At 45.6% G+C, this 25,231-nt stretch carries 21 protein-coding genes and 1 pseudogene; 20 read left to right on the forward strand and 2 right to left on the reverse strand.

Annotated features, from left to right (window positions below):
- Nucleotides 1-37 precede the first annotated feature (37 nt).
- From ftsH to D1155_RS09530, 8 genes and pseudogenes are all read left to right on the forward strand, one after another.
- Nucleotides 38-2,098, forward strand: coding sequence for an ATP-dependent zinc metalloprotease FtsH (ftsH, locus tag D1155_RS09495; protein WP_160202160.1), 2,061 nt, complete (start codon nt 38-40; stop codon nt 2,096-2,098).
- A 9-nt stretch (nt 2,099-2,107) separates the two neighbouring features.
- Complete coding sequence (locus D1155_RS09500) at nt 2,108-3,691, forward strand: PucR family transcriptional regulator (RefSeq protein WP_160202161.1); 1,584 nt, start codon at nt 2,108-2,110, stop codon at nt 3,689-3,691.
- 22 nt (nt 3,692-3,713) lie between these two features.
- Nucleotides 3,714-4,535, forward strand: a complete 822-nt coding sequence (locus D1155_RS09505; protein WP_160202162.1) for a type III pantothenate kinase — start codon at nt 3,714-3,716, stop codon at nt 4,533-4,535.
- Entirely contained in the window at nt 4,528-5,490 is a 963-nt protein-coding gene (gene dusB / locus D1155_RS09510; RefSeq protein ID WP_160202163.1) for a tRNA dihydrouridine synthase DusB, read from the forward strand. Before D1155_RS09505 ends, dusB begins: the two co-directional genes overlap by 8 nt.
- Nucleotide 5,491: 1 nt before the next feature.
- Nucleotides 5,492-6,778: a hypothetical protein gene (locus tag D1155_RS09515; protein WP_160202164.1), complete on the forward strand. Its 1,287-nt coding sequence runs from the start codon at nt 5,492-5,494 to the stop codon at nt 6,776-6,778.
- Nucleotides 6,779-7,220: 442 nt separating this feature from the next.
- A pseudogene (locus tag D1155_RS16005) lies at nt 7,221-7,397 on the forward strand (NCS2 family permease); the annotation flags it as partial.
- Between the two features lie 162 nt (nt 7,398-7,559).
- Complete coding sequence (locus D1155_RS09525) at nt 7,560-7,880, forward strand: helix-turn-helix domain-containing protein (RefSeq protein ID WP_160202165.1); 321 nt, start codon at nt 7,560-7,562, stop codon at nt 7,878-7,880.
- A 5-nt stretch (nt 7,881-7,885) separates the two neighbouring features.
- Nucleotides 7,886-9,142, forward strand: a complete 1,257-nt coding sequence (locus D1155_RS09530; protein ID WP_201759573.1) for a type II toxin-antitoxin system HipA family toxin — start codon at nt 7,886-7,888, stop codon at nt 9,140-9,142.
- A gap of 181 nt (nt 9,143-9,323) precedes the next feature.
- Here the strand turns inward: D1155_RS09530 and D1155_RS09535 are convergent, their stop codons facing one another.
- Nucleotides 9,324-10,820 carry a PLP-dependent aminotransferase family protein gene (locus D1155_RS09535; protein WP_160202166.1) on the reverse strand — a complete coding sequence of 499 codons (1,497 nt, stop codon included), beginning with the start codon at nt 10,818-10,820 and terminating at the stop codon, nt 9,324-9,326.
- Between the two features lie 145 nt (nt 10,821-10,965).
- Here D1155_RS09535 and D1155_RS09540 point away from each other — a divergent pair, with 145 nt between their 5' ends.
- From D1155_RS09540 to D1155_RS09595, 12 genes are all read left to right on the forward strand, one after another.
- Nucleotides 10,966-12,186, forward strand: a complete 1,221-nt coding sequence (locus D1155_RS09540) for an amidohydrolase family protein (RefSeq protein WP_160202167.1) — start codon at nt 10,966-10,968, stop codon at nt 12,184-12,186.
- Between the two features lie 13 nt (nt 12,187-12,199).
- Nucleotides 12,200-13,444, forward strand: a complete 1,245-nt coding sequence (locus D1155_RS09545; protein ID WP_160202168.1) for an MFS transporter — start codon at nt 12,200-12,202, stop codon at nt 13,442-13,444.
- A gap of 527 nt (nt 13,445-13,971) precedes the next feature.
- The gene (locus D1155_RS09550) at nt 13,972-14,295 is read left to right on the forward strand and encodes a hypothetical protein (RefSeq protein WP_160202169.1); all 324 of its coding nucleotides are present in this window, start codon (nt 13,972-13,974) and stop codon (nt 14,293-14,295) included.
- Nucleotides 14,282-16,279, forward strand: coding sequence for a V-type ATP synthase subunit I (locus D1155_RS09555; protein ID WP_207709524.1), 1,998 nt, complete (start codon nt 14,282-14,284; stop codon nt 16,277-16,279). Before D1155_RS09550 ends, D1155_RS09555 begins: the two co-directional genes overlap by 14 nt.
- Nucleotides 16,276-16,746, forward strand: coding sequence for a V-type ATP synthase subunit K (locus D1155_RS09560; protein ID WP_160202171.1), 471 nt, complete (start codon nt 16,276-16,278; stop codon nt 16,744-16,746). The genes D1155_RS09555 and D1155_RS09560 overlap by 4 nt, the downstream gene beginning before the upstream one ends.
- Nucleotides 16,747-16,764: 18 nt before the next feature.
- Entirely contained in the window at nt 16,765-17,346 is a 582-nt protein-coding gene (locus tag D1155_RS09565; protein ID WP_160202172.1) for a V-type ATP synthase subunit E family protein, read from the forward strand.
- Nucleotides 17,347-17,358: 12 nt separating this feature from the next.
- Nucleotides 17,359-18,366 (forward strand): V-type ATPase subunit, encoded by a 1,008-nt coding sequence (locus D1155_RS09570; RefSeq protein ID WP_160202173.1) that lies wholly within the window; start codon nt 17,359-17,361, stop codon nt 18,364-18,366.
- Nucleotides 18,359-18,682, forward strand: coding sequence for a V-type ATP synthase subunit F (locus D1155_RS09575; RefSeq protein WP_160202174.1), 324 nt, complete (start codon nt 18,359-18,361; stop codon nt 18,680-18,682). The genes D1155_RS09570 and D1155_RS09575 overlap by 8 nt, the downstream gene beginning before the upstream one ends.
- A complete protein-coding gene (locus D1155_RS09580; RefSeq protein WP_160202175.1) occupies nt 18,683-20,470 on the forward strand; it encodes a V-type ATP synthase subunit A in 1,788 nt (595 codons plus the stop codon).
- Entirely contained in the window at nt 20,454-21,821 is a 1,368-nt protein-coding gene (locus D1155_RS09585) for a V-type ATP synthase subunit B (RefSeq protein ID WP_160202176.1), read from the forward strand. The genes D1155_RS09580 and D1155_RS09585 overlap by 17 nt, the downstream gene beginning before the upstream one ends.
- Before the next feature lie 10 nt (nt 21,822-21,831).
- Nucleotides 21,832-22,521, forward strand: a complete 690-nt coding sequence (locus tag D1155_RS09590; RefSeq protein ID WP_160202177.1) for a V-type ATP synthase subunit D — start codon at nt 21,832-21,834, stop codon at nt 22,519-22,521.
- Nucleotides 22,522-22,963: 442 nt separating this feature from the next.
- Nucleotides 22,964-23,416, forward strand: a complete 453-nt coding sequence (locus D1155_RS09595; protein ID WP_160202178.1) for a PaaI family thioesterase — start codon at nt 22,964-22,966, stop codon at nt 23,414-23,416.
- A gap of 412 nt (nt 23,417-23,828) precedes the next feature.
- On the opposite strand, the gene D1155_RS09600 is transcribed toward D1155_RS09595, so the two are convergent.
- Nucleotides 23,829-24,575, reverse strand: coding sequence for an EFR1 family ferrodoxin (locus D1155_RS09600; protein ID WP_160202179.1), 747 nt, complete (start codon nt 24,573-24,575; stop codon nt 23,829-23,831).
- Between the last annotated feature and the right edge of the window lie 656 nt (nt 24,576-25,231).

Raw genomic sequence — 25,231 nt, forward strand, 5'->3', positions numbered from 1 at the left:
AAATTGCTATCAATAGACACGGGAGGAGAAAACTAAATTGAAAAAATTCGTAAAGAATATCAGTATTTATTTAGTGATTTTTGCACTGGTACTGGCAGCGGCTTTCTTCTATAAGGGAGGCGGCAGCGCAGAATACAAGCAAGTCAAGTTTTCGACACTGTCCAACTACTTAGAAAGCGGCAGAGTTACCGAAATCGAAATCGAGGACAGAAAGATCACTGCACAGATTGGAAAAGACAAGTATGTCTACACCTTTGCGGCAAATATTACGGATATCGACTGGATTGAGGATACGTATATTTTCCCGCAGGTACAGGAAAAGAAACTGGAATACAAGGGCGGACCGAAGCCTTCTTCTGGTTCTGTGATTCTGAATCTGCTGCCGACTCTGATTATGGTAATTGCTTTGGGATTCCTGTTCTACCTGATGATGAATCAGGGTGGAAACGGCAAAGCTTTTTCCTTTGGAAAGAGCAAGGCGAGACTTTATAAAGGTGACGGCAAACGAATTACCTTTAATGATGTAGCAGGTCTTGACGAAGAAAAAGAAGAACTTGAAGAGGTAGTAGACTTCCTCAAGGATCCTAGAAAATACAAAGAAGTCGGCGCAAGAATTCCAAAGGGAATTCTTCTTGTAGGACCTCCGGGAACTGGTAAAACCTACGTTTCCAGAGCGACTGCAGGCGAAGCTGGCGTGCCGTTTTTCACCATCAGCGGCTCCGACTTTGTAGAAATGTTTGTCGGTGTTGGTGCGTCCAGAGTCAGAGACCTCTTTGACCAGGCGAAGAAGAACGCACCTTGCATTGTATTCATCGACGAAATCGACGCAGTAGGTCGAAAGAGAGGTGCAGGTCTTGGCGGCGGCAATGATGAAAGAGAACAAACCTTGAACCAGTTACTGGTTGAAATGGACGGATTTGGAGAAAATTCCGGCATTATCATTTTGGCAGCGACCAACAGACCGGATGTACTGGATCCGGCTCTGCTCAGACCGGGGCGTTTCGACAGACAGATTGTCATTGGCGTTCCGGATATCAAAGGCAGAGAAGAAATCATCAAGGTTCACTCAAAGAACAAGCCGTTATCCGACGAGGTTTCTCCGAAGATTCTGGCAAGAAGAACGCCGGGCTTTACTCCTGCGGATCTTGAGAACTTGCTGAATGAAGCTGCTTTGATTACGGCAAGGAGAAATGGCCGCAAAATCAGAATGGCAGAGATTGAAGAAGCTGCAACCAAGGTAATGGCAGGACCTGCGAAGAAGAGCAGAGTGATTAGCGAGGAAGAACGCAAGCTGACAGCCTATCATGAAGCCGGTCACGCAGTGGTAATGCGTACCCTGCCAAATTCCGACCCGGTACATCAGATTACCATCATTCCGAGAGGAAATGCCGGCGGATTTACCATGTCTCTGCCTGAGAAAGATAAGGCTTACGAGACCAAGAAAGGCATGCTCAATGCCATCAAACATCTTCTTGGCGGTCGTGTTGCAGAGCAGCTGACACTGGATGATATCAGTACTGGTGCCAGCAACGATATTATGCGTGCGACCGAAATTGCAAGAGGTATGGTTACCAAATACGGTTTCAGTGAAAAAATCGGACCTGTTAACTACAGCGATTCCGATGAGGTATTCCTAGGTAAGGATTTCTCCACCAGAAAGAATTACTCTGAGGGGGTTGCGGCAGAAATTGATAACGAAGTCAGAAACATCATTGAAGACGCTTACAATGAGACTGTAAAAATTTTAGAAGAAAATATGGATAAGCTGGAAAGAGTAGCGCAGGCGCTTTTAGAAGTGGAAACTCTGGACGGCGAGCAGTTCGAAGCTCTTTATACTGGAGAAGTCGACGCAAAGCAGCTGGCTGACATGGTGAGAGCAAAAGACGAAGAAATCCGCAAAATCAACGAGGAAGAGGCTGCTGAATTCGAAAGAATCCGCAAAGAAGAAGCGGAAAGAGAAGCAGCAGAGCTTGCAAAGTATGATACGGATTATATGGAAGAAGCAGAATCATCTGATTCCGATGGCGAAGAAATAAAGGAAACTGAAAGCGGCGAGGCGGAAGCTGATCCTGAAGGGGAGCATAAGGAAGAAGAATAGAGGTAATGTATGAAGATCACTGTAAATGATTGTTTGAGTTTAGAGGCATTCAGCCCCAGTATTCTTGCAGCAGGAAAGCGTAATATTGGAAATCGTGTGCGCTCTGTGTCGGTCATGGACGCAGTCAGCGTGGAAACTGCTGTTAAAAATAATGGTGTGCGTGAGCAGATTGTTCTGACATCATTTTACGGAATGCATGGCAAAGAAAAACTCCAGTGTGAGGTCATCAAGGGACTTGCCAAAAGCGGTGTCAGTGCGCTGGTTATTTTTCATGTAGAAAAGGGACTGACCAGCACTGACAGCGAGGTCATAGAAACGGCGGAAGCTGTTGGTCTGCCGCTGATTGTGATTCCTCAAAATAACAAGGCGGAATATTCTGATGCCATCGAGCAGATTATGGATAAGCTTTTATATGGCGACAACTTCAAGAATAGTCTTATCAACAACACCATCTACCATCTGCTGAACTTTGAAAAACACAAGACCTTTCAGGCGGCGCTGAGAGAGGCGGCTGTCAGCAATGATTTTCAGGTAGTGCTGTTATCTAAGGATTTTAATCCGATTCTGTCTATTGAAACGAGGCAGAGAACTACCATCGCCGACGCCATTCGCCTAGGTAAGGAACGCGATGTTGAAAAAGCTGGTATTTACACGTTTATTGACGTTAACGGCGTACTGACCTATTGGGGACCAATTACGATCAATAAAGAAAAATATTTCCTGTTTATCGTAGATAATGAGGATAATTACTCAGCAGGTGAAATCACCAAGCTGTCGGAGATTATCGAGCTTGCTATGGGCATGTGGAAGTATACGCCGGAGAGGGACGTGCGGGCAGAGCTGATTAAAGCGCTGATTCGCGGCAATAAGTCTTTAGCGTATTCTCTGAAAGACGAAATGAATGTCAAAGCAGACAACATTATCAGTGTCTTTTATGCAAAGGGCATTGAGAATAATCAGGGAAACAGTGTTATCAGTGATTTTGAAAAGCGGGAAGGCATTGAAGTGCTTCGTATTACCGAGGGTGAAGAAACTTACGGTATGATTTTAAAAAACGAAGAGAAGCGGGAGGACGAGGAAGTATCCCAGAAGACTAGCTGTCTGAACCTCTTTGATAAGCTGAAAGAAGGCAGTAAGACGGTGCGCATTTTCCATGCTACGGGCATTGACGGAATCGAGGGTGCAGGAGACGCATTCAGGCTTATTAGTGAAACCTGGACTTTTGTGGAGAGCGTATTCCCATATAAGAGAGTGTTCACCAAATACGAACTTGCACTCGTATCGAACTGCATTAATCTGCAGGTGCAGGGAGGTTATTTGAAGAAGAATTATATGGATCTTTTAGAGCCATTTAAAAAGGAAATGGGTGAAAACAAGGCAAAGCAGCTTCTGGAGACTTTGGAAACCTTTGTCCTTGATGCAGGCATGAACAGCGGAAAGACTTCCGAGTTCATGGGAATTCATACCAATACCGTACAGTACAGACTGAAACGGATTAACGAAGTTTTGGGCGCAGAAATCACCGGAAACAGAGTCATTCCGGGACTTACCATGGCGCTTGCCCTAAAGCGGCTTGACCGAGTTGTGAAGTAAAATATGAAGGAGATATACGGAAATGCTTTTAGCTTTTGACGTTGGAAACAGTAATATCGTACTTGGCGTATTTAAAGACGGAAAGCTGATTACCAACTGGAGAATCAAGACTGATACGAACAAGAGTGCCGATGAATATGGCATGATTGTCAATCAGCTGTTTGCTTACGAGGGTCTAAAGACTTCTGAGGTTAAAGATGTGATTATTTCAACGGTTGTGCCGTCTGTGCTCTATACACTGCAGCATCTTTCTATGAAATATTTTGACAGACGTGCCATCACTGTGGAGTCTGGCATTAAGACTGGTCTAATCGTAAAATATGATAACCCTAAACAGGTTGGTGCTGATAGAATTGTCAACGCCGTTGCAGCAGTACATAAATATGGCGGACCGCTGATTATCATTGATTTTGGTACAGCGACCACCTTCTGCGCTATTACGGAAAATGCCGAGTATTTGGGAGGCACTATTGCACCGGGACTGAAGATTTCCTCTGAGGCGCTTTTTGAAAAGACCTCAAAGCTGCCGAAGGTTGAGCTGGAGGAACCAGGTCACACTATCTGCAAGAATACGATTCAAAGTATGCAGTCGGGTCTTGTTTACGGTCATATGGGCATGGTGGATTACATCGTCAAGATGATGAAGAAGGAACTGGAAGTTCTGACTGAGTCGGATAAGCCTGTGACAGTTGTTGCGACGGGAGGGCTTTCCACTCTCATAGATAGTGGTGTTTCCTGTATCGACTATGTAGATAAAATGTTGACCTTAGAAGGTCTGGAACTGATTTATCAGAAGAACAAAAAGGCTAGCAAGCCATGTAAAGGAACGAAAGAAAATGAATAAATCCTTGCAGATTGGAAATGTAACTTTGGACAATCCATTTTTGCTGGCACCACTTGCAGGAATTACAGACGCTCCCACTCGCAGAATCTGCCGCGAGATGGGGGCGGCTTTGGTATATTCGGAAATGGTCAGCGGAAAGGGGCTCTTTTATCGCGGGCAGAAGAGCGAGCAGCTGCTTTATGTAGATCCACAGGAAAAGCCGGTAGCTTTTCAGGTCTTTGGCAGCGAGCCGGAGATTATGGCATTTACAGCAAAGAAGTTGGACTCCTACGAAAACGCTATACTGGATGTCAATATGGGTTGTCCGGTGCCCAAAATCGTGAAGAATGGAGAGGGCTCTGCTCTTCTGAAAAATTTGGATTTGATTCACGATTTGATTGCCGCTATGGTGGCAAATACAAGCAAACCGGTTACCGCAAAAATTCGCATTGGTTTTGATTCTCACTCTATCAATGCGGTAGAGACGGCAAAGGCAGTAGAAGCTGCGGGGGCAGCGGCTATAGCAGTTCACGGCAGAACCAGAGAGCAGTATTATAGCGGAGAGGCTGACTGGAGTCAAATTGCTGCCGTCAAAGCAGCAGTGTCTATTCCGGTTATTGGAAACGGTGATGTGGTGGACGCAGTTTCCGCTATGGCGATGCTTGAAAGAACTGGCTGCGACTTTGTCATGATTGGAAGAGGGGCGCTTGGAAATCCTTGGATTTTTAGAGAAGTGACCGCCGCATGGCGTGGAGAAGAAGTGCCTCCGCCACCAGAAATTACCGAAAAAAAGCAGGTGATGAAAAGGCATTTTTGTGCTATGATGGAATTAAAGGGAGATCGCGTTGCAGTCCGCGAAATGCGTAAGCATATGGGCTGGTATCTGAAAGGTCTTCCGGGAAGTGCCGCCATTCGTGGGAAAATCAATCAGATTGATGATGCGGACGCTTTATTACAAATGATAGGAGAGATTTAACGTGAGAAAGAAACTTTTTATCTGTTTGCTTGCGGTTATGCTGGTAATCGCATCCCTTTGCCAGACCGTATTTGCAGATTTTATGGATGATGTAAAACAGTCGCCCAATGCAGTGGTAATGGTAAGTGTGGACAATGAAGATTGTCTGGAACTTGAAAATTTAAAGGATTTGAAAGTGCGCCTCACATGTCCGGGCGCAGGACTGGATATGACTGTACCTGTGGAAGAAGTGCAGATGGATGGTGAAACCATGGGACTTTGGCTGGGCTTTCCATCTGAGAAAATCAGCGATGCAATCATGAACAAGCTGGCGGAGATGCAGGGAGAACTGGATTTAGGCGAGCTGGAAGAGGACCCTAAGCTGGACATGACGAGCATGGAAGATGCAGGCGATGTCATCGAAGATATTGAGAATCTTTTGACCGAAGTGGAAATCACTGTGGAGGGACTGCCGGAGGGTCACTATGTAGTGGACGGTTCTGCGGCTATTTTAACCCACGAAATCTGCAAAGCTGCAATCGACATGATTATGGAAGCGGCAAGGGAAGAGTTTGGGGAAGTAAATAGTTTTTCTGAGCTTTTTGATAAACTGATGAAGCAGCTGGGTCTTGATCTTGATGAAGTTTTAGATACTTCAGCCTGGACCCAGGAGGACTGGGAAATCCTTGAAGAGATGGGTATTACAGAAGCGGACATCGAGAACATCAAGACTTTGATTGCAAATCTCGATCCCCTGATTGAGTACATAACCAGCGAGGAATTCAGCGGTATTCTTATCGCAAACGCGTATCTTGTCTGCGAGTGTCCGCAAATTTGTGACTATACTGTGGAACACCGCTATTACGAACGTGTAGACGGAAAATTAAAGCTTGTCGGAACTGTTAACGAAGGTGAAAAAGCGAATAACTATTATTTGATGGGAACCGAAGGAGACATCATCTACGCAGAGGATTTTAAGCAGCCGGTATATCAGGGAAAGACCTACGAGTATCTGGGAAGCTACAGTGACTATGCGTTGTATGATGATTACAATTGGAAGTATTATCGTATGAAGTCGCTGACCCTTGGTGACTATGAATCCGGTTCGGGTCTGGTGCTGCGTTATGTCTATGATAAAGATGGCAGTGCAGCTGCCGGCAGCACAGCAGGTACGTCCGGCAAGGGCGATGGGCAATCCGCGCCGGCGACCGGTGATGAACAGCCGCTAGGTATCTATGTGCTGGTGCTGGCTGCAGCATTGGGCTTAGCAATCAGCTGTGTAACCGGCAAAATGACACAATCCCGTTAAATCTAAGGCTTTTGTGTCAGTTTTGAAAATCTGGTTTTTGATGATTTGACACTTTCTCTATGAATTTTTAGAGAAAGTGTCATTTTTTATACTTTTAGGAGTGGTAAAGCTGCAGCTCTCTGGGTCTGCAGTGCTGCACACCTCTGTAATCATAGCAATAGAAAGAAAAATTTCCTTCGTTATCATGAAAAAGTGACACAATCGGTGGAAATATCATGTCATAGTGTCAGAATTACTGAAACACGAATTTGAAAAATGACACAATGCATGGAATTTGTGAGGTTTTATGTCGTTTCTGACTAAACGTATTTATCTAGCATGCCCCCCCTTGCGATTCTCCTAAAAAATATATAGATTTTCTCTATGAATTGCGTTTTCCATAGAATATAATAGAAATCGGACAAACTAAAATGTAGATATGAAGAGAGGAACGTAGATAAGTTTGGAGAAAATTTTTAAATTGAAAGAGCATGGCACCACGGTCAGGACGGAAATCATGGCGGGTGCCACTACTTTTGTATCGATGGTATATATACTGGCAGTGAATCCTGCTATGCTGGCAGACGCAGGCATGGACAGTGCCGCAGTATTTACGGCAACGGCAGTTTCGGCGGCGCTGTTTGTTCAGAATCGGCACGCTGGTGGCGTAATAGTTTCCTTGACAATTGGGAAGAATAAGATGTATGAGTTTTTTAGAAAAAGCGAAACATTTTTAACGTTTATATTAATTGACATAACGCGGAGTTTTGTCTATAATAATAAACGTTAAGAGGTGATTGCTATGAGAAAAACGTCGTATAATCTATTACCGACCACTGAGGATATACTAAAAACAATGGGCGAGCAAATCAAACTGGCTAGGCTTCGTCGCAATTTGCCTGTTGAGTTGGTTGCAAAGCGTGCGGGGATTAGCCGCGCTTCTCTTTGGAATGTGGAGAAAGGGAGTCCTTCCGTTGCCATTGGCATTTATGCAGCCGTTTTACATGCGCTGAACAACATGGATAAAGACCTGCTGCTTGTTGCCAAAGATGATGCAATGGGACGTAAAATGCAAGATTTGAATCTGACATTAAGAAAAAGAGCACCTCGGAGGGAGGATTAAAGCGCATGTCAATGAATAAAACTATCCTTGTCTATGACGATTTCAGTGGTGCTGTGCCTGTGTTGATTGGAAGGCTTTATGTTGATGTAATTAAGGGCGGAGAAAGCTATTCCTTCGCATACGATGATGAATGGTTGGCTAACACAAAGTTGTCTCTTTCTCTTGACCCTGACCTGCCGACTTACGCCGGTAGACAATTCCCAAACGGCAGAACAATCTTTGGGGCCTTTGCGGATGCATCTCCCGATCGTTGGGGTCGGCTTTTGATGAATAAGCGAGAGCGCAACCTTGCAGATAAAGAAAAACGAAAACCGCGGAAACTTTACGACAGCGATTTTCTACTTGGCGTTTATGACGAAGCTCGAATGGGCGGTCTCCGCTTCAAATTAGAGGAAACGGGCGAATTCCTATCAAACGATAAAGAAACCGCCACACCCCCTTGGGCTACATTGCGCACATTAGAAGAGGCGTCGAGACAGTTTGAAAATGATGAAAGGGCTCTGAATGAAAAGTGGTTGAATCAGCTGATCCGACCGGGTTCTTCTCTTGGCGGAGCGCGTCCAAAAGCCACTGTTGTGGATACGCAGGGGCAATTATGGATCGCGAAGTTTCCGTCAAAAAACGATGATAACAATACTGGCGCTTGGGAGAAGGTTGTCCACGACCTCGCTCGCATGTGTGGTTTGAATGTACCAGAATCAAAGCTTGAGACTTTTTCGAAGCTCGGAAGCACTTTCCTTGTAAAACGCTTCGACCGAGACAGAGATAAACGAATTCATTTTGCATCAGCCATGACATTGCTTGGTAAAACGGACGGCGCCTCCGCTGCCGATGGTTCAAGTTATCTGGATCTTGTATCAATTATCACATCGAGTGGTGCTAATCCTACAGAAGATTTGATTGAACTATGGAAACGCATTGTTTTTAGCATGGCGATTTCCAATACCGACGATCATTTAAGAAATCACGCTTTTGTTTTAAAAAAGAGCGGATGGGCACTTTCTCCACTTTACGATGTGAATCCCGTACCGTATGGTGATGAATTATCTCTCAATGTAAACGAGGCTGATAATCGCATATCCATACCTCTTGCCATAGAGACCGCATACCGTTTCAACATCACAGAAAAAAATGCAAAAGAAATGGCAGATGCAATCACCACAATCGTTGGAGACAATTGGGAGAAGTTAGCTACCAAGTACGGTATTCCCCGCGGAAAAATCGAAGACATGCGTCCTGCGTTCAACGCTTGTTATGAGTAAAAAATAGTTAAGTACGATTTGACAAATCTTACTTGACTAACCCAAAAGATAGATAGATAATAAGGTTGTGCATATATTTTATGTACAATCTTGTTTTTTTGAAGAGCTTGAATGTGCACCATTTCCGGTATTTTTAAAGAAAATGGTGCAGAAAAGACAAAACTAATGTTTGGACAATCCCTCATCTGCGCCCGCGCACTGCGGCAACAGCGGCGGACAGCCTGCCGACACCTTCTGCGATTTCTTCCTCGGTTACGTTGCCGTAGGCGAGACGGAGGAAGTTGTCTCCTTTGTTCATGAATGGGAAGAACAAATCGCCGGGCATATAGGAAATGCCCAGCTCATGGGCTTTGTACAGAAGTGCCTGTGGGTTGATATCTTCGTTCAGACAGCACCAGAGGGCAGTACCGCCCTTTGGAACCTGAAACCTGTAGGCAATTTCATCGTAAGAAGAAAGTGCACTGCAGAGGCAGTCTCTGTTTTTTTTCCCGAAGTCGCAAAGAGTGTCGATGTGGTCATAGATGTAGCCTTTTTTGATAAATTCCGAAGCCAGATACTGACCGATAGGATTGACGAAGATCCGGCTGTTTTCCATCAGCATGGAAAACCTGTTTACTGTTCGCTCCGGTGCGACCATATAGCCCACCCTTACGCCGGGGCAGATGGTGGCGATAAAGGAATTGACGTAGATGACATTTCCCATGGTATCCAGAGATTTTAGGGACGGAATGGGAACTCCTTCATAGCGAAGAACGGAGTCGCAGTCTTCTTCCACGATGGGAATGTCGTATTTATAGGACAATTCCAAGAGCTCATATCGTCTGGAAAGACTCATGATGGTGTTTGTTGGAAAATGGAAGGTTGGTATGGTGTAAATCATGCGAGGTCTGTACTTTACAATGAGACCTTCCAGATACTGGGTCTGCATGCCGTTTTCATCCATGGGAATGGTGATGACATTCAGGGCGAGAGACTGCAGCACCTGCAGCATATCAGGGGAGATTGGCTCTTCGCAGATAATGGTATCACGTGCAGAGAGAAAAATTCGAGCAGCAAACTGCAGCGCTTCGTAGGTTTCGCCCACAATTTGAATTTCCTTGGGAGAAACGTGAATGTGCCGCTTTTCTAAAAAGGATTGAATGCTTTGAATCAGCTGAGGCAGCCCTTGGGAAGGTGCAAAGTCACACCAGTCGAAGCGGCCCTTTTCAGAAAGCTCGCTGAGAATCTGATTCAGCTGTTTTCTCGGATAAAGGTCAGGGGTAATGATATCAGCAGCCATGGAAATCAGCGGCACGTTGGGGCTGTCGACACCGCTGCTGTAAAACAGTTTGGCGAAAAGGTTGTCCATTTGCAGATACTCCTCTTTTAACATGAAACTCAGTGCGCCGGGATATCTGCTGCTTTTAAAGCTGCCGCCCCGTTTAAAGTCGGCAGGCTGACTGTACGTTACAAAATAGCCCCTAGGAGAGATGGAGGATTTGATTAGATCCTCGCTGATTAGTTCTTCGTAAGCCTTGACTATGGTATTTCTATGCACGCCAATATTGGCTGCCAGTGTTCGCTCCGCCGGCAGCTTGAATCCATTAGCAAGCTCACCAGAAAGAATCCTCTGCCGAATGTCATTTCGGATCTGTGCGTAGACCGGCGTGTGGGCTTTTCGATTGATAGAAATTTTCATTTGGCACCCTCCGTATAGTCCAAAAGTCGTATAATTTCTTCTTTTTCTTATTATAAACCCCAAAAAACGGCAAGTAAACAGAAATTTGGACTATTTAAAAGGGTACCATTTGGTACTTTTTATTTTTGACAGGGAGTATAAACTGATGAAAACGAAACAAGGAGGTAGACCCATGATTGTCATTCGTAATTGCAGATTGGTAAATGCTTTGACAGAAGGCTATGACGGCAGTACGGCAGATGTATATGTAAAGGGAAATAAGATTGCGCAGATTCAGGCAGCAGGCACGCCCTATGAGGCAGATGAGCCGCTGACGGTAATTGACGGCACGGGGAAGACCCTAATTCCCGGACTGATTGAAATGCACGCGCATTTATATGGTTTTATCTTTAATTATTATGAACTGCAGTGTATGCCGGAGGGTAAGATTATTTTTGGCGTAGTGGATTTTGCTAATGAGTATTTGAAGCAGGGCTTTACTATGATTAGAGATTGCGGCAGTTCATACAATGCCGTGGCAACCGTAAGAAATGCCATCGAAGAAGGGATTATCAAAGGACCAAGACTGGTGCCTTGTGGTCTGATTATCACACCTACAGAAACAGGAAATGACTGCTTCAGTGATTTGTATTTGGAAGCGGACGGACCTTGGGAAATGAGAAAAGCGGTGCGCACAGAACTGCAGAAGGGCAACGACTTTATTAAGTTGATGGTTAGCGGTGCTTTTATGAACGAAGGCGCAGAACCGGGCATTCAGGTTGCAGAGCTTGATGAGATTGAAGCAGCGGTGGCTGCGGCAAGGCGTAAGAATACTTATGTATGTGCCCACTGCCACGGGGCAAGCTCGATCAAAGATGCCATCAGAGCAGGCGTCAGAACAATTGAACACGGTACTTTCCTCGACGATGAAGGGCTGCAGATGCTGAAAGAAAGCAAGGACTGCTACCTGGTGCCTACAGGTGCAGTAGGACTTTACTGTTTGGATATTAGCAACCCGGACATCACACAGGAACTTTATGAAAAGAGCAAAGCGGCGGCACAGATTGAAATCGATAACATCAACAGAGCGTATCGCGGAGGTCTGAAACTGGGTTTTGGTTCAGACATAGACCTTGAGGCGCTTCGCAAACACCCGGGCTATGAATTTATCGCAAGAAAAGAATATTACAATTTTGAAGATCTGGACATTCTGATTCAGGCGACAAAGAACAGCGCGGAGATTATGGGTTACGGCGACGAACTGGGTACAGTGGCGGTCGGAAAACTTGCGGATCTTGTGCTGGTTGACGGTAATCCTGACGAAGACATCTATGTCATGACAAAACCGCCGGTGCATGTTTTGAAGGATGGAGAAATCCTGGTATAAAAAGGAGAGAAAAATGAATATTAAGAAGAAATTAGGATTAGTCGTAATCGTGACCTTTTCCTCTATCGTACTGCTGATTCCCTATCTGGCATACGATTTTTACAACCAGTTTTTGAATACATACGGCGTGACCGACACACAGATGGGCTGGCTTTTGACCATATACGGCGCGTCAGCTGTTCCGAGTTATTTTATCGGTGGTTGGGTTGCTGATATTTTCAACCCGAAAAAGCTGGTAATCGCATCTTGCGCACTGACAGGTCTGGTTGCCTTTGGCGTAGCCGTCAGTAGTTCCTTCACCATGCTGGCAATCTTATTCTTCCTCTTTGGGATCACAGCAATTACGCTGAACTGGAGTGCATACCTGAAAATTATCAAAATGCTTGGAGATGAAGACGAGCAAGGAAGACTTTTCGCTATGTCGGATATCGCTTATGCTGCGCTGTCGCTGGGTCTGCAGTATATCGTTCTTGCCATTATCACATGGGCGTTGGCAGACAATCCAAACGGATTTAAGGCAGCGTACATCATCTACGGCGCGCTGGCTATTATCGTTGGCGTTGTGGTACACTTTGCGATTCCGAACATGAGCTACGAAAAGGAAGGCAAGGGAATCAAAGAGGACCTACGCCTCATGGGACATGCCGTAAAGCTTCCAATCACCTGGTATTTATCCTTCTTTACACTGGGATATTTTCTGATTCGCTCTAATATTACCTACTTGAATCCTTATTTGACAGATGCTTTTGAAATCAGTATTCCCTTTGCCCAGGCATTTTCAGCAGCGATTAGAACTGGCATTCTAATGATTTTCTCGCCAATCGGAGGTACTCTCCGCGACAAAGGGCATACGGCAAGTTCCATGATTAACAAGCTGTCTATCGGTTGTATTATATTTTCTGTGGTGCTGATGTTAATTCCGCAGGGAAGACCGTACGTCATCTGGGTTATGCTTGCAGCCATTCTGCTCCTTGCCTGCAATGCGATGATGTCAAATTTCCTCTACACCCTGGTAACCACTGCAAAGGTGCCGAATCTCTATGTAGGAAGCGTATTCGGTATCGCCTCTGCAATCGGATATTCGTCCGATCTGTATCTTTACACCATTTGCGGTCATTATCTTGATACGATGGGTAACGCCGGGTATAAGGTTGTCTGGTTTGTCGGCGTCATAGGCGGACTTTTGATGTTTGCGATGGGGCATGCAATTAAGAAGACTTATGGATTTGAGCCGCTTGATGAAGAGGAAGCTCATTAAGATATCCGGTTAGACACCTGCTGCACTGCTGTCTGTTTTTTAGACACCGGTGTGGCAGGTGTCTATTTTTTTTCTGTGAAATTCTGGTAAACTGCAGATAAGTAAATCAATTAAGCCGAGCAAAGAGGAAAAAATCATCCAAAAAACATCCAAAAATAGCATATTTTAACCAATTAAAGCGCTTTATCGCATAACAGTGCGAAAGTGTTGGAATTTGGAGATTTTTGTTTTGAGCAGGAGGGTGTATTGGAAAAAGAACATGGAATTGTTAGGAACAGGCGCTTTTTTATCTTGACTTTGACAAGATGTCGGAGGTAATATGGGCAAAGATTCGCATTTTGGTGTTTTGAAAAATGAAAACTGCCAGCTGGCGCAGAAACGGGATATTTGAACTTGTTTTTGTGTATAATACAAAAAAGATATCGAAAGTTTGTAATTGCTGTGATTGTTTAGCAGATTGAATTGGTGGTATAATCAAATTAGGTAAAATCTTCCTGATGCTAGGAAGATGCTATGGAGGTGGGAGAATGTTTGTCGAAGAACTGGAAAAAATTAGGGAAAGCGAATCTTTAGCGGATAGCCTGATAAAGCAGGCAAAACAGGATGGAAAAAAGGCTTTGGAAAATGCAAGGTGCAAAGCGGAGCAAATCATCGAAGACGCAAAAAAAAGCAGCAGTTTGCGAAAAGAAGCTCTTATCGCAGAGGGAGAAAGCATTGCAGGCAGCCAGTATGAGGAGACGCTGGCATGTTGCAGGCAGCAATGCAGGGAAATGGCAGAAAAAGCTGCGCTCTGCGAGAAACCAGCAATTGAATTAATAATAGAAAGGATTGAGAGCGGTGTCCATTGTTAAAATGAAAAAGGCTGCTGTCATCGGTCTTGATACAGAAAAGGAAAGTCTCATCGCGGATTTGATGGATTTAGGCGTTATGCAGATTACCCAGCGAGAGGTAATGGATGAAGCTTTAGAAGACTATTCTTCTAAAGAACTGCCGCAGGAGGTAAACGAAAGTATTCTGGCTGCGCTGGAGCTGAAAATCAATGAGACATCTCTGGCACTGGAAACGCTGCAGAAGTTCAACACACAGAAGGAACCTCTCTTTTTCACCCGGCGGGCGATGAAGAAGAAAGATTTTGCAGACCTCTGGGAAAATAGAGAGAAGACTTATGAAGACGTGGCGCATATTTTGGCGCTCAATGACAGACGGCATAAGCTAAGAGAGCTGATAAACAAAAAGCAGGCAGACCTTGCAGCCTTGCGCCCATGGCTGGTATATGACCTGCCTCTTGAACAGCGGGCGACGACAAATACGAGAATTAATCTGGGGATGCTTCCTGCTGCGGCTGATGTGGAAAGTCTGCGGCAGAGAGTTTATGACGGCAGAGAGGCAGTATTCTTAAAGGAAATCAATCGTGATAAGGATTTGATTTATCTGGCTGTTGTCACCATGAATGAAAATGATGAAGAAGTGCTGAATATCTTGAAACAGCACGGTTATACACCGGTTCCCTTCGAGGATTTTTCAGGAACTGCAGAGGAAAATCTCAGGCGAATTGCTGAAGAGATTGTGGCAGATGAAGGAGAATGCTCCCGCATAGAAGAGGAAATCACAAAACTTTGTCCGCTGAAAGAATCTGTCGAGGCCGTTTACGATCGACTTATTGTGGAACGTGATAAAGAAAAGGTAAAGGAGAAGCTCCTCAATACCAAACGTACTTTTACACTGGAAGGATGGGTACCGGAGTCCTGTCAGGAAGCGGCAGCTAAGACGCTGGAAAAACACGGATGCTGCTATGCGTTCCGCGATCCGAAGGAAGACGAAAATGTGCCTGTACTGACAGAAAACAGTGGGCTGGTGGATCCTTTTGAAGCCATTACAGAGATGTATTCCCTACCGGATTATCGGGGCGTAGATCCGACCAAGTATTTTGCTTTTTTCTATGCCATGTTTTTTGGCATTATGCTCAGTGACGCAGGATACGGCATTGTTATTGCGATTGCCTGCTTTGTGGTATTGCACAGATACGCACTGGAAGGTATGACTTACCGCATGATCAAGATGTTCTTCTATTGCGGACTTTCCACCGTGTTCTGGGGTGCGCTCTTTGGCGGCTGGTTTGGAGATTTCTTCCAGGTAGCGGCAAGAGTCATGTTTGGCAAAGAGATTACCATACCAGCGCTTTGGTTTAATCCGATTGAAGATCCGACCAAACTGTTGATTTGGTCGCTGATTTTCGGGGTGATTCATCTGTTCCTGGGGATGGGTATTAAAGCATCCATGCTGATAAAAAGAGGACAGTGGAAAGATGCAGTCTTTGATATTTTTTCTTGGTATATGGTTATTGGCGGCGCAGCCATGTGGCTTGCCGGCAGCAGTATCAGCCAGGCACTGGTAAAGCCGGGCATGTACATTGCTGCTTTAGGCGCAGCGATTCTGCTTTTGACTGGCGGAAGAAATAACAAAGGCATCGGAAAAGTTACAGGCGGCTTAAGCTCTCTGTACAATATCACCAGTTATATCTCGGATATTTTATCCTATTCAAGGCTATTGGCTCTGGGTCTTGCCACCGGGGTTATCGCAAACGTGGTAAACACTATGGGCTCGCTGAAAGGCAGCGGTCTTGCAGGGACTATCATACTGCTTATTGTATTCGCTTTTGGACACACCTTCAATTTGGCAATCAATGCACTTGGAGCGTTTGTCCATTCCAGCAGGCTGCAGTATATTGAGTTCTTTGGAAAATTCTATGAAGACGGCGGTGATGAATTTGACCCGCTGCGTAAAAATACAAAATATGTTCGTGTAGTTGAAGACACAGATGGAGGTAGAAAATGATTACGGGAAATGTTTTTGCACTGATGGGTGCAGCAGTTGCAGCGCTGGCAGGAATCGGAAGTGCAATGGGTGTTGGTATCGCAGGTCAGGCAGCAGCAGGTGTTCTTGCTGAGGATCCGAAAAAATTTGGTAAAACCTTAATTTTACAGGCGCTGCCTGGCACACAGGGTATTTATGGTCTATTGATGGCATTCCTGATTTTTATCAGAATTGGACTTCTAGGCGGCGGCATGGCTGACCTTACAGTTTCTCAGGGACTGTATATTCTGGCTTCCGGCATTCCAATCGGTCTTGTCGGCATCTGGTCTGGCATTGCACAGGGTAAAGCGGCAGCAGCAGGTGTCATGCTTCTGGGTAAGAGATCCGATCAGATGGCAAAGGGCATTATTTATGCTGCCATGGTAGAAACTTACGCAATTTTCGCCCTGCTGATTTCCATCTTAATGCTCTTTAACCTTGGAATTTAACGAATAGGACGTGAGATCATGAGCATAGAAAAGATTACATCAAAGATTACCGCAGACGCGAGAGAGCAGGCGCTGGCTATCGCGGAAGATGCGAAAACGCAGTGTGATGAAATCCTTGCAAATGCAGAGAAAGAGGCAGCAGCCATTTTAGAAGATGGCGAAAAACGCGGTCAGGAAGAAAAAGAAAAACGGATTCAGAGAAAAAAAGCAGTGGCGGATATTGACGGACGCAAGTTGGTTCTGGAAACGAAACAAAAGCTCATTGCATCTTGCTTTGAAAAGGCGGAAGAAGCGCTGCACAATATGGAGGAAGAGCGGTATATTGCTTTTCTTGCAAGGGTTATTACTAGTACCGAAGAAGCTTCCGGCGAAGTGATTTTGAGTGCAGGCGACAGAGCGCAAATCGGCGATAAGCTGATTGCAGCGCTGAAGGAAAAACTGCCCCAGGGCAATTTTACTTTGGCAGAGGAAACCAGAGAGACCGGCGGCGGGTTGTTTCTGAAAAAAGGGCAGGTATATCTCAACTGCACGATTTCCGCATTTTTAGAGGAAGCAAGGGAGCAGCTGATCGGTCAGGTCGCACAGCAGCTATTTCAGTAAGGAGAATGTGCTATGGCAAAGCGAAAAATAGAAGAATACACCTTTGCAGACGCATACATTGGAAGTTTCACACGGAATCTGATGAGCCGCAAGGACATGATGAGACTGGCCTCCTGCAAGGATCTTAAGGCGGCGGAAGCTGTTTTGCAGGAGTTTGGCTACGGAGAAGCGAAAGAACTTTACGATGACGATATCGAGTGGTTTATCAGAAGGGAACAGAACAAACTGTTCGATCTGATTTACGATACAGTGCCGGAGAGAAAAGAACTGTCCATGTGCCTGTTTCCGTATGATTATCACAACATAAAGGTTTGCCTGAAGTCTGAATTTCTGGGAATTACGCCGACGGAGGACCATCTGATGTCCAACGGCGATATCGACTGGAAGCACATGGTAGCTATGGTGCGGGACAGAAACTTCACGTTTATGCCTACTGTGATGAAAGAAGCGATTATCGAGGCGACAGATCTCTTTGGCAGAAGCGGCGATCCGCAGGAAATCGACATCATTTTGGATAAAGCCTGTTACAAGCAAATGCTGCAGGCGGCAGAAGAAACAGGTGAGGATTTCCTGATCGGTATCGTAAAACGGCAGATCGACATTTTGAATTTAAAGACCTTTGTAAGACTGCGCCAGATGAAGAAGCCATGGAACTTTTTCCAGAAGGTTTATCTTGCAGGCGGAAATATCAGCGAAAGTTTTTTCTTTTCCGCATGGGAAGAAAATTACAGCCAGATTGCAGATAAGCTGACCCCGTATGGACTTTCAGATGCGATGGCAAAAGGCGGCGCAAAGCTTTCTGAGACGGGAGATTTTGCTCTCTTTGAAAAGCTCTGCGAGGATGCGTTGATGGAATTTAACAAAAAGGCGAAATATGAGAGCTTCGGCATCGTGCCAATTGCGGGATACTGGTATGCAAAGGAACTGGAAATTGACAATCTGCGAATTATCCTGACGGGAATCTTAATCGGCTCTACGCCGGAGCAGATTGCAGAGAAATTGAGGGAGCCATATGTATAAGATAGGTGTAATTGGCGGCAGGGAATCGGTTCTGGGCTTTAAAGCTGTTGGACTTGATGTGTTTCCCGCTGCTGAAAGCGAAGAAGCAAGGAGCATCCTGCGCCGACTTGTAAAAGAGGGCTATGCGATTATTTATATCACAGAAGTGCTCGCAAAGGATATGGCGGAGGAAATTGACAAATACAAAGACAGCAGACTGCCTGCGATTATTTCCATTCCAGGAAAAGAAGGCGCAACCGGAGAAGGTATGCGCAGCGTAAGCAAGGCAGTGGAGCGTGCTGTGGGAGCAGACATACTATTTGGAGGTGAAAAATAGATGAGTCAGGGAAAAATCGTAAAGGTTTCCGGGCCGCTGGTCATCGCTTCGGGCATGGAAGACGCCGATATGTTCGACGTTGTACATGTAGGAGATCAGGGGTTAATCGGTGAAATCATAGAAATGCGCGGTGACATGGCGTCCATTCAGGTATATGAAGAAACAGCAGGAATCGGACCTGGCGCGCCGGTAGTTTCAACAGGGGCTCAGCTTTCTGTAGAACTGGGGCCGGGACTCATTGAGACCATGTACGACGGTATTCAAAGACCTCTCGTCGCCATGCGCGAAGTGGCTGGCGCAAATATCACCAGAGGTATTAAAGTACCGTCACTGGATAGAGAAAAGAAATGGGAATTTGTCCCTGCAGTCGCTGCCGGCGACAAAGTCGAGGCTGGCGACATCATCGGTACGGTGCAGGAGACCGTTATTGTAGAGCAGAAAATTATGGTGCCTTACGGCGTTTGCGGTACGGTGGAATCTATCACCGGCGGCAGTTTTACTGTAGATGAAGTGGTGTGCACCGTACGCAAGGAAGATGGAAGTCTGGCAGAGCTTACCATGATGCAGAAATGGCCGGTTCGCCGTGGCAGACCGTACAAAGAAAAACTGGTGCCTGAAATGCCGCTGGTTACAGGGCAGCGTGTGATCGACACTATGTTCCCAATTGCAAAGGGTGGCGTTGCTGCAGTACCGGGTCCATTCGGCTCCGGAAAAACTGTGGTGCAGCATCAGCTGGCAAAATGGGCAGATGCAGACATCGTAGTCTATATCGGCTGCGGTGAGCGCGGAAACGAAATGACCGACGTACTGATGGAGTTTCCTGAGTTAAAAGACCCACGGTCGGGAGAGTCATTGATGAAGAGAACTGTCCTCATCGCAAACACTTCCGATATGCCGGTTGCGGCTCGTGAAGCATCTATCTATACTGGTATTACGATTGCAGAGTACTTTAGAGATATGGGCTATTCTGTAGCTTTGATGGCTGACTCTACATCCAGATGGGCAGAAGCCCTTCGTGAAATGAGCGGTCGTCTTGAAGAAATGCCGGGCGAAGAAGGATACCCTGCTTATCTGGCATCCAGACTGGCACAGTTCTATGAAAGGGCTGGTAGAGTTATTTCTCTGGGTAAAGAAGGAAGACTCGGTGCGCTTTCCGCCATCGGTGCAGTATCTCCTCCGGGCGGTGATATTTCTGAGCCGGTTTCTCAGGCAACACTACGTATTGTAAAGGTGTTCTGGTGCCTGGATTCTTCTCTCGCCTACAAGCGTCACTTCCCAGCTATTAACTGGCTGCAGAGCTATTCCCTTTATGTAGATCGCCTAACTAAGTGGTATGAAGAAAACGTCAGCAAAGAGTTTCCTGCGCTGCGCGCACAGGCGCTGCTGCTTTTGCAAGAAGAGGCGGAACTGCAGGAAATCGTACAGCTGGTCGGCGTGGACGCTTTGTCCTTTGAAGACCGCCTGAAATTGGAAGCGGCGCGTTCTATTCGCGAAGACTATCTCCATCAGAATGCGTTCCACGATGTGGATACTTATGCTTCCTTAGACAAACAGTTTAAAATGCTGAAACTGATTTTGGGTTACTACGAGATGGCGAAGGATGCAGTGGGCAAAGGTGCTGATTTTGACGCATTGACAGGGCTTTCTGAACGTGAGTCCATCGGTAGATTTAAGTATGTAGAGGAAGCGAAAGTTGACGAAACCTACGACGAAATTATGAACACCATGAAGCAGTCTATTGGGGATTTGACCAGAGGGGAGGCTGATGACGATGATGAAAGAATATAAGACTATATCAGAAGTTGCAGGGCCTTTAATGCTCGTCAAAGATGTGGAAAATGTGACCTACGACGAACTGGGCGAAATTATTCTGCAAAGCGGCGAAAAACGGTTATGCAAAGTTTTGGAAATTAACGGTACGGACGCTCTGGTGCAGCTCTTTGAAAGCGCTGCGGGCATTAACCTTGCAGAAAGCTCGGTGAAGTTTCTCGGAAGAGGCAATCAGCTTTCTGTTTCTCCGGAAATGCTTGGCAGAGTTTTTGACGGTATGGGACGCCCTGCTGATGGCGGTCCTGCTATCATTGCCGAAAAAAGACTGGATATCAATGGTCTACCGATGAATCCGGCAGCCAGAGACTATCCGGCAGAATTTATTCAAACCGGTGTATCGGCGATCGACGGACTGAACACATTGGTTAGAGGACAGAAGCTGCCTATTTTTTCAGCTTCAGGTCTTCCTCATGCTGATCTTGCGGCACAGATTGCGCGCCAGGCGAAAGTAATCGGCGGTGAAAGCAATTTTGCGGTAGTATTTGCAGCAATCGGTATTACCTACGAGGAAGCGGATTTCTTTGCATCGGACTTCCGCCGCACAGGAGCCATCGACAGAACGGTTATGTTTATGAATCTTGCCAATGACCCGGCAGTTGAACGTATCGCAACGCCGCGTATGGCACTGACCGCAGCGGAATATTTGGCATTTGATCTGGGCATGCATGTTCTGGTTATCATGACCGATATTACCAACTATGCGGAAGCCCTTCGTGAAGTTTCGGCAGCTCGTAAGGAAGTGCCGGGACGCCGCGGCTACCCGGGTTATCTTTATACCGACCTTGCGACTATGTACGAAAGAGCTGGTCGTAAGCGGGGGCAGGAGGGCTCTATCACTATGATTCCGATTCTGACTATGCCGGAAGAAGATAAGACGCATCCGATTCCCGACCTGACCGGATATATTACCGAAGGACAGATTATTTTGTCCCGCGACCTTTACAGAAAAGGCGTACAGCCGCCGATCGATGTAATGCCATCGCTTTCCCGTCTGAAGGATAAAGGCATCGGTGCAGGCAAAACCCGTGAGGATCATGCGGACACCATGAACCAACTCTTTGCGGCATACGCCCGCGGAAAAGAGTCACTGGAACTGATGACGATCTTAGGTGAAGCCGCTCTCAGCGATATCGACCTGATGTACGCAAAATTCAGCCAGGAGTTTGAAAAACAGTACGTATCGCAGGGCTATGAAAAGGACAGAACCATTGAAGAAACGCTGAATCTGGGATGGGAGCTTCTGAAACTCCTGCCGAAGAGCGAGCTGAAACGAATCAAAGACGAGTACATTGAGAAGTATTTAGGGTAGGTGAGGCGTCATGGCTGAAAGAATGAATGTAAATCCTACCCGTATGATGCTGACGTCTCTGAAAAAGCGGCTAAAAACAGCTACTCGCGGTCACAAGCTGCTCAAAGATAAGCGTGATGAGCTGATGAAGGAATTTCTGGAACTGGCACGGGAAAACGGAAGACTTCGTAAGGAGGTTGAGGCGGCCCTTGCCGGCGTGTACCGGAATTTCTCTGTGGCAAGCGCCATGATGAGTCAGGAGGTTATGGAAGAATCCCTGATGTTTCCCAAGCAGGGTGTTCTGCTGGAAGTGGGAAACAAGAACATCATGAGTGTAGATGTTCCTGTCTTTGGTTTTAAGACCACGGCGGAAGATCCGACCAATATTTTCCCTTACGGCTTTGCCAGAACTTCGGGAGAATTGGATAACGCAGTAGCCGAACTGTCGGATTTATTTCCGGCGCTTCTGGAACTGGCTGCAAAGGAAAAGCAGACACAGCTTCTGGCAGCGGAACTGGAAAAGACCCGCCGCCGCGTAAATGCTTTGGAATATGTCATGATTCCAAAACTTCAGGCAACCATCAAGTATATACAGATGAAGCTTGATGAAAACGAGCGCGGAAACCAGACCAGACTGATGAAGGTCAAGGATATGATGCTGGAAGAAACCCTTGCTGAGAAGAGAGCGAAAGATGCGGCGGTTTTTGGAAGCGTAGAATAAAGGATATAGGACATTTTGTAGATTTGGCGCAGCTGGCACCTTGGATGTGGCTGCGCCTTTTGCATGTGAGTTTGTGAGCTGTGGGTGAGAGAATGTGAAAGGAAATTTAGTTTTGCAGAACTTTACCCTTTATTCCTTGGAAAAAAGGAAAATGCAAAGAGTGAGAGGGATCTTTGATGGGTATAGGACTGATAAATCATCGTGAATTGTAGGTGACGCTATGAAATTCTTCGGAATTCATTGATTTGGGATAGGAATTCAGCTTTATCAATGGGATGGTCAAAGGGGTTTTCCTTTTTTTGCGTCAACAAAGGGTAAAGCTCTGCAAAAGGAAAAACGTTTAAGCATTGGACGCTGCGACGCAACTGGGAATTGAAAAATCGGCAGATTTGTGATAGCATGATTTAGTGACACATGAAGACGGAAAGGCGGAAAAGGCAGTTTGAATCAGACAGAATTTGTTGAAGAATTAAAGAGTGTGACGGAAAGCGCGGCAAAGCAGCCGGAGCGGTTTAATGATAGGCTGGGGATTTACTATTTAGATTGTAATATTGAGGAAAAGTGGATTGAACTGGGATTTGACGTAGGGGAGTGGAGCAAGAACCCATCGGGTGATGTGCACGGCGGCGTTATTTGCAGTCTGTTCGATACGGCTACAGGCATGGGCGCTGTGGCGCTGACCCAGAAGAATGTGACGACTACGGATATTTCCGTCAGCTTTTTGAAACCGTTTAGCGGTACGCAGTACGTGTTCCATATTGATTATAATAATGTGGGGCGGCGCATGGTCAGAGCCATCGGAAAAGCATATGACAGACAGAGCGGAAAACTTTGCGCCACTTCTATGAGCAGCTTTATGATAGTTGGAGAACGAAGTATGGCAATGCGGGTGTAAAACACCTGCTTTTTGTTTGGGAATGACGAATTTGACTGTATTACTGGTTTAAAGTAGGTCAGCGGTCGGATTTTAAAATTGTGTAAATCCAAAATTGACCGTAAACCTGTTTGAGAGGGATGATGCAGTCAGGAGAAAGATGATAGACGAGATTCTGTATGGAAAAATCTATTGTCTAAACTTAATTTTAGGAATCTGAATTTCCTATTCTGGAAATTATTACAATATACTGGGAAAGAAAAAGTGATTTTATAAAAAAATAAGATGTAAATTTTGATTTTTTGACCGCAGTAAGCAATTTTTGCTTTTCTGCGGTCAGACTTGCTGTTACAGTTTTTTTGCGGATGACCGCACGATGCCAGTTTTGACACTATGCGGTCGGAAACTAGATTTCCAAAGTGAAATTGCTTGATTAGTCTTTTAGAAAATATCTCCGCAGTCCTTCGGTGTGTTTGCCGTATTCGATAGCTTCTTCAGAGCAGCCGCAGATACAAGCCATACAGTGGGTGCAGTGACCGCCCCAGAGAGGCTTTCCGGCCTTGATGCTGATGTTGTTCAGCATGCAGCTTTTGGTGCAGTTGCCGCAGCCGGTGCATCTTTCAGTGGCATGGAATTTTTTGTCAGAAATAACCATTTTATAAAAAGTCTTGTTGACTATGCCGCTTTTTAGCTTGTCGATGGTAGTAATCTTGCATGGCGGAAAGGCTTCGCCGGCGCATATTGTCTCAGCGGCACAGGTAACTTTCTCATCAGCAGCAGCGATAATTCGCTCTTCGCTCTCTTTATCCGGTGCGGAAAAGATAGCAATGTAATTTTCTGGCATTTTTATACCGATTACCCCTCGGTATTGAAATCCTTTGCGAGCACAAAAGGCTTTGACGCCTTTCTCGGCATTTCCGATTTCATCACCGCAGTTCATGACAAAATAGCAGTCAGTACTTCCGGAAAAAGTACTTTTATTTAAAAATTCCTCAAAGATGTGAGGCATTTGCCACGCATAGACTGGACAGACGAAGATGTAGGCTTTTTCCGAATGGAAGTCGCCGACTTTGTTTTCTTTAATATAGGAAACGGCGGAGATGCAGTCGTCGTCCAGAATTTTTGCCAGCTGCTGCGCCAGATGGCGACTGTTTCCGGTGCCGGTGAAATATATAATCATAGTATTCGTTCCTTTCTGGGGGTTTTCTAGTATCATAACACAGGACTTGGACTGGAACAAGTCCGACGGATTTATCTTTCTTTACAACTTTCTAACATGTTACGGAGGATGCTCCCAAACTGCTGATTAGTCAGTATCCTCATCAGAAAATGATTGAATTGGATTAGATTTGCTTTTGAGCCGGAGATGTCTCAAAATTAGTTTTGTCGCTCCTGCACCATTTTCCTTTAAAATACTGGAAATGGTGCGGCTGTTAAGTGCACAACCCCGCCACTGCGCACCATTTATAGAGAAATAATACTTGATGGTGCAGATTTTTCTGTGAGAGCTTTTAAGAAATTGAAATCACTGGACAGAAATGATAAATTATGGAAGATATTGCTTCTAGATTCTGTATATAATTTCCAGATGAAAACGAATCACCGGTGATTTTATGTTTTTACAGGCTTTATGCGCACCATTCCATCTGTTTTAGCCCGAAATGGTGCAAAAATAAAAACTGCAAAAAAATAATTCGCACCATTCATCGCATATTTGCTTTAAATGGTGCATATGCAAAGAGGCTGTCTCATTTTATCTGTGAACTGCTACCCGTCAAGTAGACAATTAAAAAAATAAAATTTTCTGACCAGTCGGAAGTGTTTTCCGACTGGTAT

The sequence above is a fragment of the Anaerotruncus sp. 80 genome (assembly GCF_009936115.1).
GTDB classification, from domain to species: domain Bacteria; phylum Bacillota; class Clostridia; order Peptostreptococcales; family Anaerovoracaceae; genus Senimuribacter; species Senimuribacter intestinalis.

Bases quoted from the DNA above. Each gene is read 5' to 3' on its own strand.
- D1155_RS09500 (WP_160202161.1), top strand. From the start codon at position 2,108: ATGAAGATCACTGTAAATGATTGTTTGAGTTTAGAGGCATTCAGCCCC.
- D1155_RS09505 (WP_160202162.1), top strand. From the start codon at position 3,714: ATGCTTTTAGCTTTTGACGTTGGAAACAGTAATATCGTACTTGGCGTA.
- dusB (WP_160202163.1), top strand. From the start codon at position 4,528: ATGAATAAATCCTTGCAGATTGGAAATGTAACTTTGGACAATCCATTT.
- D1155_RS09525 (WP_160202165.1), top strand. From the start codon at position 7,560: ATGAGAAAAACGTCGTATAATCTATTACCGACCACTGAGGATATACTA.
- D1155_RS09530 (WP_201759573.1), top strand. From the start codon at position 7,886: ATGTCAATGAATAAAACTATCCTTGTCTATGACGATTTCAGTGGTGCT.
- D1155_RS09535 (WP_160202166.1), bottom strand. From the start codon at position 10,820: ATGAAAATTTCTATCAATCGAAAAGCCCACACGCCGGTCTACGCACAG.
- D1155_RS09540 (WP_160202167.1), top strand. From the start codon at position 10,966: ATGAAAACGAAACAAGGAGGTAGACCCATGATTGTCATTCGTAATTGC.
- D1155_RS09545 (WP_160202168.1), top strand. From the start codon at position 12,200: ATGAATATTAAGAAGAAATTAGGATTAGTCGTAATCGTGACCTTTTCC.
- D1155_RS09550 (WP_160202169.1), top strand. From the start codon at position 13,972: ATGTTTGTCGAAGAACTGGAAAAAATTAGGGAAAGCGAATCTTTAGCG.
- D1155_RS09560 (WP_160202171.1), top strand. From the start codon at position 16,276: ATGATTACGGGAAATGTTTTTGCACTGATGGGTGCAGCAGTTGCAGCG.
- D1155_RS09565 (WP_160202172.1), top strand. From the start codon at position 16,765: ATGAGCATAGAAAAGATTACATCAAAGATTACCGCAGACGCGAGAGAG.
- D1155_RS09570 (WP_160202173.1), top strand. From the start codon at position 17,359: ATGGCAAAGCGAAAAATAGAAGAATACACCTTTGCAGACGCATACATT.
- D1155_RS09575 (WP_160202174.1), top strand. From the start codon at position 18,359: ATGTATAAGATAGGTGTAATTGGCGGCAGGGAATCGGTTCTGGGCTTT.
- D1155_RS09580 (WP_160202175.1), top strand. From the start codon at position 18,683: ATGAGTCAGGGAAAAATCGTAAAGGTTTCCGGGCCGCTGGTCATCGCT.
- D1155_RS09585 (WP_160202176.1), top strand. From the start codon at position 20,454: ATGATGAAAGAATATAAGACTATATCAGAAGTTGCAGGGCCTTTAATG.
- D1155_RS09590 (WP_160202177.1), top strand. From the start codon at position 21,832: ATGGCTGAAAGAATGAATGTAAATCCTACCCGTATGATGCTGACGTCT.
- D1155_RS09600 (WP_160202179.1), bottom strand. From the start codon at position 24,575: ATGATTATATATTTCACCGGCACCGGAAACAGTCGCCATCTGGCGCAG.